Here is a 15,047-nt window from a genome sequence, read left to right as displayed (position 1 = left end):
GAGGGCCAGCGCGCCGCGACCACGCACGACGACTCCGCCGGCAGCGCCGACCGTGACGATCCGGCCCGCGGGGTCCCGCCCGACGACCAGTTCCCCACCCGGCGTCGGCGGGAACGCGCAGACGTCCGCGTCTGGCCCGGTCCCGCCGCACCGGTCGTCCGCGGGACCGGCCGCCGATGCCTCGCCGCCGCACCGGTCGTCCGCGGGACCGGCCGCCGGGCCTGGCGGGACGACGACCGTCGGTGCTCGCGGAGAACCGTCAGCCGGTCGCGCCGCGAGACCGAGCACCGCGACGACGGCCGCCGCCACGAGCAGCACCGTCCGGTCGTCGCCGGTGGACACGACGGCCCAGACCGTCACGAGGATGGCGACGGCCGAGGCGACGCTCCGAGCGGTCCGCGGGTCCATGCGCCCATCGCACCGCACCTGACCGTTGCGCGGCGCCTGCTCCGGGCCGCTGTGGAGAACCGGCGCGGAGCAGGTCGGTCGTGGACGAGCGGCCCCGCCACGAGGCGGTGCTGCGCGCGCACCGGCCCGACCTCACTGGACGAGGAAGAACTGCTCCCCGATGTCGACGCGTGCGCCGCGCTCGACGCGGTACCGCCGTCCGGGCTCGCACCGCCGGATCGACCCGTCGATGTGCCGGATCATCGTGCCGTTGCCCGAGTAGCGGTCGGAGACCCAGAGGTCGTCACCGTCCCGCCCGAGTTCCAGGTGGGTCTTCGAGACGGACTTGCCCGGGTCGCGGATCGTCAGCAGGCCGTCGAACTGCTCGTCGGCTTCGGGGCGCGGGAGTCGGCCGAGCAGCGCGGACCCGTGCACGCCGAGGCGCTCGCCCGTGCTGAAGTGCAGCAGGAACGGAGCCTGCGCGGGTGCGCGGGACACGATCCGGGTCTCCTCGACGTCCTCGTCCGGGCCCGCGTCGTGGTCCGTCGGAACGGCGGCACCGGTCGCCTCGGTCGCACCGGACCGCGGCGGGGCGACCGGCGGGAGCGGGGCGGCGACCGGTGGGACGGGAGCACCGTCGGACGTGAGCCGGGGGCTCGTGCCGGGCAGGGCCTCCGCGCCGGGTCCGTCGGCACGGTCGACGGACGGCGCACCGACCGACTCATCGGGTTGTGCGTCGGACGCTCCAACCGGACGGGCCGCACCGTGGTCGTCGGCGTCGTCGTCCGGCACGACGGCCGTCGTCCCGTCGGTCCCGGCCTGGCCGGCGCCGTCATCGTGACCAGCGCCGTCATCGTGACCAGCGCCGTCGTCGTGACCGGCGGCGCCGTCGTCGTGAGCGTCGTCGGAGGTGGAGGAGGGGCGACCAGCCGCATCCGAGTCCGCGGCGGCAGGGGCCCCCGGGGTGCTCGTGCTCACCGGACCGCTGTCCGGACCGCGGTCGTCGAGGTCCTCGTGGCCGTCGCGGTCCGCCGACGCGTCCTGGTCGTCGGACGGTTCCCCAGCACCGGGCGCATCGGGAGCGACGGGTGCCACGGCGCCGTCGCGCCCACCAGGGGCGACGTCGTCCCGGCCGTCCGCGTCCGGACCGCTGCGGGCGGCGTCGTCGTCCGCGTCGGGGAGCTCGCCGGAGTCCGCGTCCGGCAGTCCGTCCGACTCCTCGGTCAGGTCGTGGGCGTCGGAGACGGCGCTGCGGAGGGCGTCCTCGTCGGCGGCCCAGTCCGGGCGGGCGAGCGGGAGGGGCATCACCGGCCCCGTGAAGGCGGCGGTCACGGCGGGGCGGACCGATCCGCACTCCTCACAGAAGATGTCGTCCGGCTCGAGGGTGTGGCCGCAGACGTGGCAGACCGTGCTCTGGCTGCCCGGGGCGACGAGCGGTGTGGGGCGCGGAGCCCGGCGCTCGGCCGGCAGCTGGAAGACCGCGGTGTCGCCCGGCCGCGGCGCATCGTCCGTCCGCTGCACGACCGCGTCGTCGCCGGTCCCCCCGGGAGTCGTCTGCTCGCTCGTCGCCTCGGCGGACGGGGCGCGACCGATCCACCAGGACGGTCCGGTCGGAGGGGCGGCGGGCGTCGGCGGCGGTGACCAGACCGGCTCGACGACGGCCGACCCGGCCCCTGTCGACGGGGGCGTGTCCCCCTGGTCCGCCGCTCCGCGCTCGTCCCAGGCGTCGGCGCGCTGGACCTCCGGGTCGTCCTGCGGCGCGAGCGTCTCGGCGGGGAAGGCATCGGGGTCGAGCGTCGGTTCGACGGGTTCCGCTCCCGGGCCCTCGATCGAGCGACCGGTCCAGTCGCCGAGACCGGTCCCGGAACCGTGCACGTGCGACGGCGCGCTCCGCGGGGCGAGGTCGTCCGCTGTGGGAGTGCCCCGATCGACGGAGGCGGCTGGCTGCCCGGAGCCCGCTCGCGGGGAGGCGTTAGCGTCGTGGTCCTGGTGCTCCGTCCCGGTCCGGTCCTGGCGACCCGCCGTCGTGGCGTCCGCGACCGGGGACGCGCCGTGGTCGGCACCGGTCAGCCATGCGCGCGTGGCCGGGTCGAGAGTGGACTCGGGCAGCCAGCCGTCGGCAGCGGGATCGACCCCGCGTCCGGGGACGCCGGGCTGCTGCAACGGGGGCGGGGTGCCACGGTCGACGGCTTCCGCGGGTGCGGTGCGACGCGCTGCCGAGGTCGTGACGGCTCGTCCGCACTCACCGCAGAAGATCGCTCCGTCCGGGAGCGTCGATCCGCAGTGTTCGCATCTGATCACAGGGTGCCTCTGTCCTCGTCCGACCGTCCGTCAGGTGGTTCCGGCCTCCGGACATCGTAGTCACCGCCGCTCCGAGCGCCCTCCGCTCGTCCGGAGTCGGCGGACCCAGCGGCCGGAGCGGAGTGAACGCAACGAGACGGCGGCGCGGAACCGCTCCCGCCGCGTCCGCCCGGACCGCAGCTCGGCCACGGCCGCGTCGGTCGCGTCCCACATCCGGTCCGCCGTCCGGTCGTCGACGTCCGACGGGCCGAAGACCGCCCGGTCCGCCAGGGCCGAGAGGCCGGTCGCTGCGTCTCCCGGTGCCGCCACCGCGACCTCGCGCCGGGTGGCGGTGGCGGCGACCGCATGACCGTTGTCGAGCAGGGCGTCCCGGTACTCGTCCCAGGCGCCGACGACCCGGGCCCGTGCGGCCGGGGCACGGCGGCGACGACGACGGCGGAGGCGCTTCAGGACGAGCACGACGACGATCGGCAAGAGCACGAGCGCCGCGACCCCGAGCACGCCCAGCGCCCACGGCAGCACCGCGAGGAGCAGCTGCAGCCAGAACGGGCGCGCGGGCGGGGCGTCCGGGTCGGCCTGCGGCGGCGTCTGCTGCTCCTGCACCTGGGGTTCCGCGGGCGGCGGCGGGACGATGGTCTCGGGACGGGTGACGGGCTGCGGCGTCTGGTCGGACTCCTCGGGGATCTCCCGGACGACGGGGTTCGGGTCGAGCAGGACCCACCCGTACTCGGCCGTGTCCACCTCGATGCGTGCCGTGACGTCACTCCCCCGGAACGTCGTGCGGCCACCGGCACCGGTGGCGGGCGTCGTCCCGGAGTCACCGCCCGCCGTGAACCCCATGACGACCCGCGCCGGGAAGCCGATCTGCTGCGCCATGAGCGCGGCCGCGACGGCGTACTGCTCCTGGTCCCCCACCACGGGCTGGCCGGTGAGCAGCTCCTCGATGCGGTCGGCCCCGTGCCCGGACCGGCTCGCGCGGTCGTCGCCGACGCCGTGGCTCACGTACCCGGTGCGGGCCAGGGCCGAGAGCGCTGCGACGAGTCGGGCCCCGTCGGACGCGCCGGGCTCGGACACGGCCTGCACGGCGTCCCGGACCGCGTCCGGCACGGCCCGTGGCGTCGGCACCGAGGCCGTCCCGGGGCGGGCCGCCGTGAGTTGGCGCTCGGACGGCTGGGCGGGCAGGACCGCGGAGAGCGTGTAGCGGGTGCCCGCGGAGACGCCGCCGACGAGCGCACCCGTGCTGGTCGCGCGGTCGTAGAAGAACCCGGTGCGGTCCCGGTCCGCGGTGCGTCCCTGGAAGGTCACCGTCTCGAGGTCGCCGACGGTGGGCAGCCAGACGTCCCGGTACCCGTCGACCGTGACGCCCACCCTGACGCGCGTGCCGCGGACACCGGACACGTCGACCGAGGTCGGGACGCGCTCGAACGTCCCGGACGCGGTGGCGCCGTCCGGGCCACCCACGCGGTAGACGACGCCGTCGTAGGTGTCGAGGGTCGCGATCCGGACGAAGCCGCCGCGCGGCAGGCCGGTGACGGTGAGCTGCGGGACGTCGACCTGGTCGTCCTCCTGGTAGGCGCGGAAGCCGCTCAGCGGGCTGACGTGGTCGCGCGGGTCGAACGGCCGCACGACGTCGGTCCGTGCCACGGTCCGGCCCGTCGACGGCGGGACGAGGAGCCCGAGCCCGGTCGCGACGAGGGCCGCCGCCGCGATCGTCGCGGTCCCGACGAGCGCCGGCCGCACGACCGCCCGGAGCACCGGGACGGGCTGGCCGACGGTCTCGGCGACCGTCGTGGCCCGCCGGACGTGCCGGACGCTGAGCGCCCAGACCAGCGCGGCACCCACGAGCGCGACCGCCAGGGCGACCGAGGTGGCCAACCGGGTCGGTCCGACCGCCACCCCCGCGGCGAAGACCACGAGCGGTGCCAGCCCCGCCACCTCCGGACGGGAGGCCCGGGTCGCGACCGTCACGCCCACCACCGTCGCGAGGAGGGCCGTCACGAAGTACGGCACGAGCAGCGCCTCGTAGGACCCGACCGGCAGGCTGACGGTCACGAGCTGCCGCCACCCGAGCGCGACGCCGGCGAGGAGGTCCACGACACCCGGTCCGGTCGGGAGGACCCCGTCCGCGCGGTCCGGGACGGCCGCGGGCACCCCGGTCACGACGAAGCCGACGACGGTGAGCACCGCCACCGCGGCCGCCGGCAGCCGGAGGACGAAGCCGAGGACCGCCACGAGGGTCCCGACCACCACGGCCGTCGTGCCGGCGACGACCATCGCGCCGTCGCGGTGCACGGGCCACCAGGCGACGCTCGCCAGGGCGACGAGGACCCAGACGGCCGCGGTGCCCGCGACGAGGCGCACGACGGGACGACGACGACGCGCCGGCGGTCGACGTGCGGCGCCGCGGGGCCGTTCACGGAGGGGCGTCGTCGTCATGCGGCAGCCGACCGGTGCAGCGCGTGCCGGAGGTCCTCGAGGTACCCGATCGTCAGCACGGTCAGTCCGGCGACCCGGACCGAGCGCGGGACGGCCTCGGGCTCGCACACGACGGCGACGACCTCGACCCCGACCGGGAACCGCGTCGCCGCGAGGCGGAGGGCGGGCAGGCCGACCGCGCTGCCGACGACCAGGAAGGCGACCGAGATGCCTGCCGCGTCCCGCCCGACGAGTCGCGCGACCTCGGCGACCGGCAGGCATGCCTCGGCGAGGCGGACGCTCGCGAAGGCGTCGAGCAGCCGCGTCGGCGTGACGGTCGGCAGTGACTCGAGCGCGTACACCGGGCGCTTCGCGAACTCGGGGGTGCGTTCGGACACCACGACGGTGACCTCGCGGCCGTCCCGGACCGCTCGAGTGCCGAGCGAGGCGGCGGCGCTGACGGCCAGCTCGAACTCGTCCTCGTCGCGGTACTCGGTGTCCGAGACACCGAGGGCGACGACGAGGTGCGACCGACGCGTGTCCTCGAACTGCCGCACCATGAACGCACCGGTCTTCGCCGTCGACTTCCAGTGGATGGTGCGCGGGTCGTCCCCGGGCATGTACTCGCGGACGGCGTGGAAGGCGATGTCGGCCGGGGACAGGTCGTTCGTCGCCTGCCCCTCGAGGTCCCGTACCAGGCCGGTGCTCGTGGAGGGGATCGCGACCGTGCGCGGGTGGACGATGACCTGTTCCTGCTCGGCCCAGACGAGCTCCCGTCGGACGAGCCCGACCGGGTCGGCACGGACGCCGGTGACCGGACCGACGTCGAGGACACCGCGGCGCGTGGTCGGCACCGGCACCCGGCGGACGTGGGTCCCGTGCGGCGCGACGACCGGCACCGCCACGTCGACGAGCCCGTTGCCGACCGGCAGTTCGAGCGTCGTGGGCACGGACGGGAGGCGCGTGGGGTTCTCGGCGGTGACGGTCACCTCGGCGGGGTCGCCGACCGCGACGCGGTGCTGCGGGAGGGTCATGCCCACGACGAGGCGCGACCGCCCGACGAGCGCCACCGCCGCCACGACGGCGAGGACCGCGCCGGCCCACCCGACGACGACGACCTCGCGGAGGCCGAACCGGTACCCGACGACGAACGCGACGACGGTCAGTGCGAGCACGGTCCAGCCGAGCCCGGTGACGACGGCGGCGACCTCGTCCCGGACACGCGTGACGAGCCTCCCGGCCGTGCGCCACACGCGGACGACACCGACGACCGCCTCGGCGGCGACGCCGTCGCGGTCACCGACCAGACGGGTCCGGACGTTCGTCATGCCGGCGACCGTCCCGGTGCGACCGTCGACCGTGGCACGACGCGACCGCGTCGCGGACGGGCGACGCGAGCGCGTGGCGACGGGCCGGCGGTCGGTCACCGCGGCGTCCGGTCCGCGGGCGGCGGCGTCTCGACGAGGATCTGTCCGATGACGCTCGACGCGCTGACGCCGTCGAACTCCGCCTCGGCGTCCAGGACGAGGCGGTGGGCGAGCACCGGCTCGGCCAACGCCTTGACGTCGTCCGGTGTGACGTAGTGGCGCCCCTGCACCGCGGCGTAGACGCGTGCGGCGCGGACGAGGCCCATGGCACCGCGGACGCTGACGCCGAGTCGGACCTCGCCGGCTGCGCGGGTCGCGTCGACCAGACGAGCGACGTAGTCGGCGATGACCGGGTCGACGTGCACGGTGCGGGCGAGCGCGGCGAGCTCGGTGACGCTGGCGGCGGGGACGACGCTCGCGAGCGGGACGGCGGCGGACGGCGCCGAGGACGTCTCGAGGATGCGGACGGTCGCAGCGTGGTCCGGGTAGCCGATCGAGGTCTTCATGAGGAAGCGGTCGAGCTGCGCCTCGGGGAGCCGGTACGTGCCGGCCTGCTCGACCGGGTTCTGCGTGGCGATCACCATGAACGGCGCGCCGAGGCGGTGGCTGACGCCGTCGACCGTGACGGCGGACTCCTCCATCGCCTCGAGGAGTGCGGACTGGGTCTTCGGGCTGGCGCGGTTGATCTCGTCCGCGAGGACGACGTTGGCGAAGACGGGCCCGCGGTGGAACTCGAACTCCTGCGCGCGCTGGTCGTAGACGCTGATGCCGGTGATGTCGCCGGGCAGCAGGTCGGGCGTGAACTGGATGCGGCTCGTCACGCCCTGCACGCTCTGGGCGAGGGCTCGGGCGAGGCTCGTCTTGCCGGTGCCCGGGACGTCCTCGAGCAGCAGGTGCCCCTCGCTGAGCATCGCGGTGACGGCCAGGCGGATCACGAAGGCCTTGCCGAGGAGCACCTGCTCGACGTTCGTCACGATGCGGGCGGCGACGTCGGCGAAGCGGGTGGCCTGCTCCGGGGTCATGGTCATGCGGGTCGTTCCTCGTCGGGTCGGGCGGGGTGCGGGCTGGCGGGGTGCGGACTGGCGGAGTGCGGTTGGCGGGGTGCTGCGGGCCGGGTCGGTGGGGTCTGGGTCGTCGCGGTCTGGATCGTCGCGGCCTGGCGGGGCACGGCTGACGAGCCGTGTCTGCCCGCGGGGCGGCCCGGCGGTCAGCCGGACGCGCCCTGGCCGGGCGGGTCGCCCGTCCCCGGTGGGTCGCCCTGTCCCGGGATCGGTGCGGGGTCGGGCGCGGGTGCGTCCGGGTCGGGGCCGACGTCGACGGGGTCGGAGTCGGTGCCTGTACGGGTCAGGTCCGCGTCGAACGACGTGGTCACGGACGCCCGGACCGACACCGTCGAGGCGTCCGTCGGCGGGGTGGGCCCGACGCTGGACCCGTCCCACGGGTTGCCGTCGCCCGCGGGCAGGACCGTGCCGTCCGCGTCGTACCAGGTGGCGGTGTAGCGGACCGATCCGACGGCGCTGCCGTCCGGGCCGCTCACCACGATCGGGTGCCCGTGCGCCGCCGTCGTCACGGACGCGGACAGGTCGAGGGCGCCCGCGGTCGCGGAGGTCCGGTCCGAGCAGAACGCGTCACCAGGGGCACCGCACGCCTGCAGGGCGACCTTCACGGCGGTGTTGCGCGACCCGGCACCGGGGACACCGGTCCAGGAGTCACCGGGCGCCAGGTCGACCGTCCCGCTCCCGGTGTCGAGGCGGTAGTGGTCGACCTTCGTGGTCGGGGCCGTGACGCGCGCGTCGACGCGGTCCGGCTGGCCTGACGCGACGAGGCCGACCGACGGAGCGACCGGAGCCGCGGGCCGTTCGTAGGCGACCGTGTCCGTGACGGCCACGCTGCAGAACAGGCCGTTGTCGGCGACGACCGCGTACCGCGTCACGCCGGCCGGCACGCCCCGGTCGACGGAGCCGGACGCCGTCCCGACGGGCGTCTCCCCGGCGAGGCTCCGGCAGGTCGGCGTCGAGCCCGCCGCGATCCGGTACGCGGCGTACGACGGCCCGCTGCCGCCCCGGCCGTCCGCCGCGCCCCAGGTCACGGTCACGGTGGACCGCCCGTCGGTGTCGGGCGTGCTGCCGGTCGAGGCGCTGAGGGCGGTGACCGTCCCGGGCGTCCCGACCGCGGCGCCCGTCGCGGAACCGGTGTTCCACTGCACGGCGGTGCCGTCGCGGGCCGCGTCGTTCCGTGCCGAGACCGTGACCGCGTACGTCGCACCGCTGAGGGCGCCGTCGAAGGTCGTGGCGGTGGCACCGCGGACGGTCTTCGTGGTGCTGAGCCCCGGCCCGGCGACGGTGACCACGTACTGGTCGACGAGGCTCCCCCGCGACGGACGCGGCACGGCGTCCCAGCGGACGTCGAGCCGGTTCGGCGTGGTGCGGTCCGGGGCGACCGTCGTGCCGGTCGGTGCCGCGGGCACGAAGTCCGCGCTCATCGCGGCCGACTGCGCGGACGGGTCCGACCGACCGACGGCGTTCGCGGCGGTGACGGAGAACCGGTACGACGCCGTCGGGTCGAGCCCCGTGACCGTGCAGACGGTCGCGGTGCCGCAGTCCTGTGAGACGCCGTTCGTCCCCGTCACCCGGTAGCCGGTGATCGCCGAGTTGTTCGCCCGCGGGGTCGACCAGGAGAGCGTCACGCGGCCGCCCTCGGACGACCCGGTCCGGGTCGGGGTCCCGGGCGCGTCGGGCACGTCCTGCACGGAGATCGTGACGTCGCCCCACACGGACCGTGCCGTGTCCCCCGTGACGTCGGCGACACGGTACTGCAGGTGCGCGTCGACCGGCCTCGCGTCCCGCGCGACCGTCACGCGGAGGCGCGAGCGGTCGGCAGTCGGGGTCACCGAGACGCCGGACGGCAGCCCGCCGCCGAGCCCGCGGATGTCGGTCACGCGGAGCGGCTCGCCGGGGAACGGGTTCGTCGGCCGGTCGTTCGCCAGGACGTCGACCGTCGTGGTCGTGCCACGGGCGACGACGGCGCTGTCCGGCGCGGGCTGCACGAGCGGTCGGGTCGAGGTCACGACGTCGACGACGATCCGGCCCGCGCGACCGGCGTTGGTCGCGTCCGCGACGCCGACGCCGACGGAGGTGCTCGTCCCGGTCCGTGCGGACTCCGGCACCCGCACGGTGAGGCGCTGCCCGGTCACCGAGGCGGTGGTGCCGCCACCCGGTCGGTCGACCACCGAGTACCGCAGCTCCGGCAGGTCGGCCGGGTACGGGTAGTCGGTGAGCTTCGTGAGGTCGAGTGTGCGGGTGTCGCCCGGCTGGAGCTCGAGCGTGGTCCCGCTCAGCGACGGCGGCTGGTTCGACCGGGGCGTGACGGTGATCGGCAGGACCAGGGTCGCGACCCGCCCCTTGCCGCCGTCGGCGTCCGAGCCGTCGGTGACCTCGAACGAGATCGACGCGTTGCCGTAGTACAGCTCGGCGGAGGTGAACTGCAGCGTCGAGCTGTCGACCACGAGCGAGCCGCCGCTGGCGTGGGTGGCCTTCACGGCACCGCGGTCGGTCAGCGTGGCGGTGCGGCCGGTGGCGGTCACGACGTAGCGGTCGAGCGGGATCCGCACCGTCGACTCGCTCCGCACCGTGACGGCGGGCGCGGACCGGTCGACCTGGGGCAGGGCGTCGTCGGTGCCGGGCACGTGGACGAAGCCGAGCGAGACGACGTCCGGCTGGTCGCGCAGGGCCACCGAGAACGGGATCACCTGCGACCGTGCCGTGATCCGCACCGCGATCCGGTCGTCGTCGGTGACGCGGGCGCCGCTCCGGTGGCCACCGACGAGGCCGACCCGGAGGTCCGCGCGCGTGCCCTCGGCCGCGAACACGTTCCGGAGCACGTCGACCGTGACGGAGTCGCGCCCGAGGACGTCCTGCAGGTCGAGCACGGTGTCGTCGACCTCGGGCCGGAGCGGCGACGCGTCGGGGTCCACCGTGACGGTGAGGAAGGCGGTGCTGGACCCGGCCCGCTCGTTCGTCACGGTGTACAGGACGGCGAAGTCACCCGCGCGCGCGGACGCGGGCGGCGTGACGCGCACCGTCTCGCCGCCGAGGACCCGGGCCCGCACGCCCGACCCCGTCGGCTCGGCGGACGCGACGCGGAGCCGCCCGCCCTCGGGGTCCGAGTCGTTCTGCAGGACCCGGACCGTCACGGTGCCACCGGGCCGGATCGTGACGCGGTCGGCCTGCGCGACCGGGTCCGACGCCTGGTCGGCACGCGGCGCGATGCCGACGCGGACCGTTCCGGTGGCGCGGGCGCCGAGAGCGTCGACCACCGTGTACGTGAACTCGTCCGTGCCGGCGGAGTAGTCGCCGGCCTCGTACGTCAGCGCATCCGTCGTGACCTCCGTGACAGCGCCCTTCTCCGGGTTCGACCCGACGCCGACGAGCTGTACGGAGTCGCCGTCCGGGTCGGTGTCGGCGAGGGGCACCGCGATCCGGACCGTCTGCCCGGCGACGACGCGGGCCGTCACCGTCTGGGGCACCGGGGCGCTGTTCGTCGTCCGGTCGCGGTCGCGGACCGAGATGGAGACGGTCGCGTCGGCGGTCTGCCCGTCCGGGCCGGCGACACGGTAGGCCGCCGTGTACGTGCCCGGCGTGGTCGGTGCGAGGTACCGGAGCCGGTCGCCCGACACGAACAGCAGGCCGCTGCCGCCCGGGACGTCCTGCACCAGGTCGGGCAGCAGCGTCAGCGAGCCGCCCTCGGGCTGGGTGTCGTTCGCGAGGACGTCGATGTCCGTCACGTCCCCGACGCGGACCGTCGCCGTGTCCGGCTGGGCCACCGGCGGCTGGATGCGGTCCGGCTCCGGGATCTCGACGACGGTCACCGTGCCGGTCGCCGAGGCCAGTCCGTTCGACACCGTGTACCGGAAGGACACCGGGCCGGCCAGCGGGGCGGTCAGCGTCACGCGGACCACGTGCTGGTCGAGGACGCTCGCCTGCACGCCCGATCCGTCCGCGGGGCCGTCGAGCCCGGTCACGAGGAGGACGCCGCCGGACGGGTCGGAGTCGGTCGCCGTGACGTCGGTGTCCTTCGTGCCGAGGGTGTTGACGAACACGGTCTTCGGCGTCGTGACCGGGGCGCTCGAGGCGTCGGGCGGCGCGAGCACCGTGACCCGGACGACGCCGCTCGTGGTCTTGACGCCGTCGGTGACCGTGTACTCGAGTTGGGCGTCGCCGGCGGCCCGCGCGACGACCCGGAAGGTGCCGGCGTCGTAGGACGGGGTGATGGTCAGGCCGGACGCCGACGACACGCTCGTCAGCGTCACCGTGCCGTTCCCGCCGCGGACGTGCTCGAGCGGGTCGACCGTGAAGGGCTTGCCGGCGTACCCGGAGACGGGGAACGAGTCGGCGCGGAGCGGGACGTCCCCGGGCGCGGCGACGTCGACCGTGACCGAGCCCCGACCCTGGTCGCGGCCGTCGCTCACGACGACCAGCTGCGTCCGCTCGCCGGTGCGGCCGCTGTCGTTGCGGTAGTCGAGCAGCCCGTCCGGCGTCGTCGAGGCCGCGTCCCCGTCGGACGGCGTCGCCGAGCGGAGGAACACGGGGTCGCCGTCGGGGTCGATCCAGTCCCCGAGGACGTTCGTCGTGACGTGGCCGCCGCGCACGACGTCGGCCCGCGTGTCCCGGACCTGCCGCGGCGGCTCGTTGACCGAGTCGGAGCGGACCGTGACGCGCACGGCGGCCGTGTCCGAGCCTCCGTTGCCGTCCGTGATCGTGTACGGGAAGGTCAGGACGCCGGACGCGTCGTCGGGCAGGGTGACCTGCAGCCGCTGCCCGTCGGACACGATCGCGACGGTGCCGCGAGCCGCCGGGACCGTGCCGACCTCGCTCACGACGAGCGGGTCGCCGTTCGGGTCGTGGTCGTTGAGGAGGACCGGGAGGGTCGTGGTGCGTCCGGGACGCGCCCCGAGGTCGTCGTCGACGGCGACCGGCGGCGCCTGGTCCTCCTGCACCTCGGGGTCGTCCTCGGCGATGCGCTCCTGCTGGCGGTCGTCCGCGCGGTCGACCAGGTCCGCCCAGTTGTCGATGAGCTGCCCGCTCCGCCCGACCGCCCACGTCCGGCCGCTTTCCGGGTCGTTCGCGACCACCGCGGCGCCGTTGTGCACGATCCGGAGGGCGGCACCCCCCGGGACGCGGTCGAGGTCCTGCACGGCCCGGCCGGCGCACGTGTCGACGGCCTGACCACCGTTCCAGGCACCGTACGTGCACGAGCCGCTGACGAGGGGTCGTGCGGCCCGCCCGGAGACGGCGAGCGGGACGGCGTCGACGGAACCCGACGGCCCGACCCGGACGAGGCCGGTCGCACCGGCGACGGTGACGCTCGCACCACCGTCCGACGACCGCTGGAGCGCGGGTGCCGCGCCGACACGGCTCGCGAGGTCGACCCGGCGCCCGTCCACCGCGAGCACACCGTCGGTCTGGTCGAGCACGGCGACGTGGTCGCCGAACGCGGCGACCTGTAGGTCGTGCGTGCGGTCCATCCGGACCGTCCACCGGTGCGCGACGGTCGGCGTGGCACCGAGGTCGACGAGGGACGCGGTCGACGTGCGGGGCGAGTAGACGGCGACGCGGTCGTCGGCGGCGTCGAACACCGCGTCGGCGCCGAGCGTCAGGTCGGCCTTCGTCGAGGCGTCGAAGTCCTCGAGCGCGGACGCGGGCGTGGTCCAGAGCTCGCCGGTGTCGCCGTTCCCGACGACCGCGGTGCGCCCCGCGAAGAAGACGTCCGGGCTGCCCGCGGGCAGCGTGACGGCGTCACCCAGGGTGGCGTCCGCGACGTCGACCCGTGCGACCGTCCCCTTCGTCCGGTCGACGCTGTACACGGTCGACCCGTGCTGCAGGACGTCGACGGCGTCGGAGGACGTCGACACCGCGGTGTTGAGCTCGAGCACCCCGGGGTTCGCGCGACCGACCGCGCCGTACTCCGCGGACGGCACCCAGACCGTGCCGTCACCGAGGTCGACACGCTGCGTGTGGTACCCGGTCGACACGAGAGCCGTCCCGGTGACGACCGCGCCGACGACGACGGCGACCACGGACGTCAGCGCCGCCGACCGGTGCGCGCGGAACAGCCGCCGGATCACGAGGCGCCGCCGATCGTCGCGCACCGCTGGTCGCTCACGGCCCCGGTACGCCCGTCCCGGTTCACCGCGACGGTGACGCACTCCTCGACACCCGAGCGTCCGGTGACCACGAAGGACGTGCCGGACTGCTGGCTCGTCGACCCGCCCGAGGTGACGACGTACGTGTCCCCGGGGCGCAGGCCCGGGTCGTCCCAGCGGAACGTGACCGACGACCCGGTCGTGCTCGTGCTGATCCCGGCCACGGTGGGGATGGACGCGTCGGCGTCGCGGGTGACGACCACGACGGCCGTCACCGCCAGTGCGGCGACGACGACGGCGGACGCCACGGAGGCCCACACGACGGTCGTGCGCGGGCCGCGTCGGGCGCGGGCGGACGAGCCGGTGCGGTGCACCGTCCCGACGCTCCGCGAACCGGTGCCGTCGACGCCACCGAGGACGGCTCGGCGTCGACGCCGTCGGCGACCGGCACGGACGGGAGGCTGGAGGGCGCGGACCACGGTCCGGTCACCCTCTGCCGTCGGTGTCGTCACGGCCCAGCTCTCCACGGCGACGTCGGCATGCGTCTGCGGGAGGCCGAGCTCGGCCTCGACCTGCTGGAACCCACGCACGAGGTCGAGGACGGTCGCGGGGCGGTCCGCGGGACGACGGGCCATGCCGGCGGCGAGGACGCGCTCGAGGGTCGGGGGGACGTCCGGCCGTCCGGTGGGGCGTGGGCCGCCCTTGTCGATGCGGGCCATCAGGTCGGCGGCGCCGTTCGCACCGCCGGGGACCTCGAACGGGCTCCGCCCGGCGAGCAGGGTCGAGATCGTGGCCGCCAGCGAGTAGACCTCGGACTGGATCGACCCGCGGGACTCGTCGGACAGCACCTCGGGTGCCGACCACGGGATGGACATGCCGATCGGCTCGTCGGGGTCGGCCTCACCGAGGGACGCGGCGATGCCGAAGTCGCTGAGGACCGGGTTGCCGTAGGCCGTCATGAGGATGTTCGACGGCTTGACGTCCCGGTGCAGCACGCCCTCGCGGTGCGCGGTCTCGAGCGCGGCACCGATGCGCACACCGATCGAGAGGACCTGCGACACCGGGACCGGCTCGCGCCGGTAGCGGTCGCTCAGCGACGACGAGCACAGCTCCATGACGAGGTAGGGCCGTCCGTCCGCCGCGACGCTCGCCTGGAAGACGGTGAGGATCGAGGGGTGGGTGCTCAGCCGGGCCATGAGGTTGGCCTCGAGCTGGAACATCTGGCGGACGCGGTCGTCGACGACCTCGTCGAGGAGGACCTTCACCGCGACCTGTCGACGCGGCATGTCCTGCTCGTAGAGGAAGACGTCGGCGAAGCCGCCCGACCCGAGCACGTGCACGGCGGTGAAGCCGGGCAGGACGGGAGGGCTCGACGGCAGCCGGCGGGCCATGGTCGCTCCTTCCCGGCCGGACGGCCTGCTCTCGACACGGTCAGG

6 protein-coding genes and 1 pseudogene are annotated in these 15,047 nt (G+C 75.4%); all 7 read right to left on the bottom strand.

Going from position 1 to position 15,047, the window contains the following annotated elements:
- Nucleotides 1–540 precede the first annotated feature (540 nt).
- A complete protein-coding gene (locus DEJ16_RS08340) occupies nt 541–2,550 on the bottom strand; it encodes an FHA domain-containing protein (protein ID WP_220032693.1) in 2,010 nt (669 codons plus the stop codon).
- A 69-nt stretch (nt 2,551–2,619) separates the two neighbouring features.
- Nucleotides 2,620–2,688 (bottom strand): annotated as a pseudogene (locus DEJ16_RS16120) (zinc-ribbon domain-containing protein); the annotation flags it as partial.
- A 60-nt stretch (nt 2,689–2,748) separates the two neighbouring features.
- On the bottom strand, nt 2,749–5,124 hold the full coding sequence (locus tag DEJ16_RS08335; RefSeq protein ID WP_110825100.1) for a transglutaminase-like domain-containing protein: 2,376 nt from the start codon (nt 5,122–5,124) through the stop codon (nt 2,749–2,751).
- Nucleotides 5,121–6,431 carry a DUF58 domain-containing protein gene (locus DEJ16_RS08330; RefSeq protein ID WP_110825224.1) on the bottom strand — a complete coding sequence of 437 codons (1,311 nt, stop codon included), beginning with the start codon at nt 6,429–6,431 and terminating at the stop codon, nt 5,121–5,123. The genes DEJ16_RS08335 and DEJ16_RS08330 overlap by 4 nt, the downstream gene beginning before the upstream one ends.
- Before the next feature lie 95 nt (nt 6,432–6,526).
- The gene (locus DEJ16_RS08325) at nt 6,527–7,498 is read right to left on the bottom strand and encodes a MoxR family ATPase (protein ID WP_110825101.1); all 972 of its coding nucleotides are present in this window, start codon (nt 7,496–7,498) and stop codon (nt 6,527–6,529) included.
- Between the two features lie 179 nt (nt 7,499–7,677).
- Entirely contained in the window at nt 7,678–13,617 is a 5,940-nt protein-coding gene (locus DEJ16_RS08320; protein ID WP_110825102.1) for an Ig-like domain-containing protein, read from the bottom strand.
- Nucleotides 13,590–15,002, bottom strand: a complete 1,413-nt coding sequence (locus DEJ16_RS08315; protein WP_110825103.1) for a serine/threonine-protein kinase — start codon at nt 15,000–15,002, stop codon at nt 13,590–13,592. The genes DEJ16_RS08320 and DEJ16_RS08315 overlap by 28 nt, the downstream gene beginning before the upstream one ends.
- Between the last annotated feature and the right edge of the window lie 45 nt (nt 15,003–15,047).

It is taken from the genome of Curtobacterium sp. MCJR17_055 (assembly GCF_003224335.1).
GTDB lineage: Bacteria > Actinomycetota > Actinomycetes > Actinomycetales > Microbacteriaceae > Curtobacterium.
This window is presented reverse-complemented; position numbering and strand designations above follow the sequence as displayed.

Coding starts and splice junctions, on each gene's coding strand:
- DEJ16_RS08315 (WP_110825103.1), bottom strand. CDS start 15,002: ATGGCCCGCCGGCTGCCGTCGAGCCCTCCCGTCCTGCCCGGCTTCACC.
- DEJ16_RS08325 (WP_110825101.1), bottom strand. CDS start 7,498: ATGACCATGACCCCGGAGCAGGCCACCCGCTTCGCCGACGTCGCCGCC.
- DEJ16_RS08335 (WP_110825100.1), bottom strand. CDS start 5,124: ATGACGACGACGCCCCTCCGTGAACGGCCCCGCGGCGCCGCACGTCGA.
- DEJ16_RS08330 (WP_110825224.1), bottom strand. CDS start 6,431: ATGACGAACGTCCGGACCCGTCTGGTCGGTGACCGCGACGGCGTCGCC.